This is a genomic window from Halomonas sp. 3A7M (assembly GCF_014897875.1).
Lineage (GTDB): Bacteria > Pseudomonadota > Gammaproteobacteria > Pseudomonadales > Halomonadaceae > Vreelandella.
In genome coordinates, this window is record NZ_JABUZD010000157.1 from 1 (window position 1) to 1,556 (window position 1,556).

Annotated in this window: 1 pseudogene; it reads right to left on the reverse strand. The window is 54.9% G+C overall.

Going from position 1 to position 1,556, the window contains the following annotated elements:
* Nucleotides 1–201: 201 nt before the first annotated feature.
* A pseudogene (locus INT19_RS13750) lies at nt 202–1,256 on the reverse strand (RNA-guided endonuclease InsQ/TnpB family protein).
* Nucleotides 1,257–1,556 lie beyond the last annotated feature (300 nt).

Below are 1,556 nucleotides of genomic sequence, written 5' to 3' on the forward strand. Positions count from 1 at the left end.
GGGACTTTCACCCTATAGATGTGCGCCATGCCCGGCGCACTGACACCCTCCGACCACTAAATCAGAGATTGTAGTGGCGGATTCCCAGGTTGTTGCCTTCCTGGTTCCTGCTTCGTTGTCCGTCGCCTTCAATGCCTTGGCACTGCCGGTCTTACACAAACTCCACAGGCGTCGATTCCCGAGTGCCCCTCGGCAGTTACTTCAACGCTCGGCACCGGCTAATAGCGCGGTGCCTGCTTGCAGAATGTTGCGGGCGGCGTTGAGGTCACGGTCAATGCCTTCGATGCCACAGCCTGGACAATCCCAAGTGCGAACAGTGAGCGGTAGCGATTCCATGACAAATCCACAGCAATAGCAGCGTTTGCTGCTGGGGTAAAAACGGTCGATCTGGACGAACTGGCGTCCGGCCCACGCCGCTTTGTAGTCCAGCTGGCGCACCAACTCCCCCCAGCCAACATCACTGATGGCTTTTGATAGGTGGCGATTTTTGACCATGTTCTTAACCTGCAAACTCTCCGCTGCGATCACTTGGTTCTCGTTAACGATCTGGCGGGTGAGTTTATGCAGGTGGTCACGGCGCGTGTCAGCGATCTTGGCGTGACAGCGAGCGACCTTTAACCGTGCCTTGGCGCGGTTGTTGGAGCCTTTTTGCTTACGGCTTAATTGCCGCTGTGCCCGTGCCAGTTTCCTCTCATAGCGTGCCGTATGACGCGGATTGTTGACCCGCTGACCCTCACTGGTCACGAACAGGTCTTTTAGTCCCAGGTCGATACCGATCATGTTAGGCGTGATCGGCAGCGCCTCAGTGTCTACTTTGCATAGACAGCTGATGAAATACCGACCTGCTGCGTCCTTGGACACGGTCACGGTGCTAGGCGCTGACGGTAGCTCGCGGCTCCAGCGTATGTTCAACGGCTCGCGGCACTTGGCGAGCGTGATCTGACCGTCACGGTATGAAAACGCTGAACTGGCAAACGTCGCCGACTGGCGGTGCTTTTTGGTTTAAAGTTGGGATACCGCGCCCGCTTGGCAAAGAAATTCTTGAAAGCGGTTTGTTGGTGGCGCAAGCATTGCTGCAATGGCACCGAACTGACCTCGGCCAGAAAAGCGGTATCCGGCTGCTTTTTTAGCTGCGTGAGAAACGCGCTGGCATCGTTGTAGCCGATTTTTTCCTGACGCTGATAGAACGCATCGGTGCGATAGCGCAGCACCGCGTTCCAGACAAACCGCACACACCCAAACGTCCGCACCAGCAAGGTTGCCTACTCGGGCGTGGGATAGAAGCGGTATTGGTAGGCGCGTTCGGTTTTCATACCCTACAGATTAGGTAGATTTATGTAAGGTTGCAAGGTATAGGGCACCCTAGCGGACGCCGCGCTATTCATCTCCACCCAATGCAGTCGCTTGGATGGAGTATTACGCGCTTTTCGATAAAATCAAACCATTAAAATATTGTGAAATGCGAGACAGGTTTAGAGATGTTTTCAAACCTCGCCCTGCCCGGATGCTTACACCACACTGGATTCCCGCTAAAGGCATGCGAAAACGGTAGAACG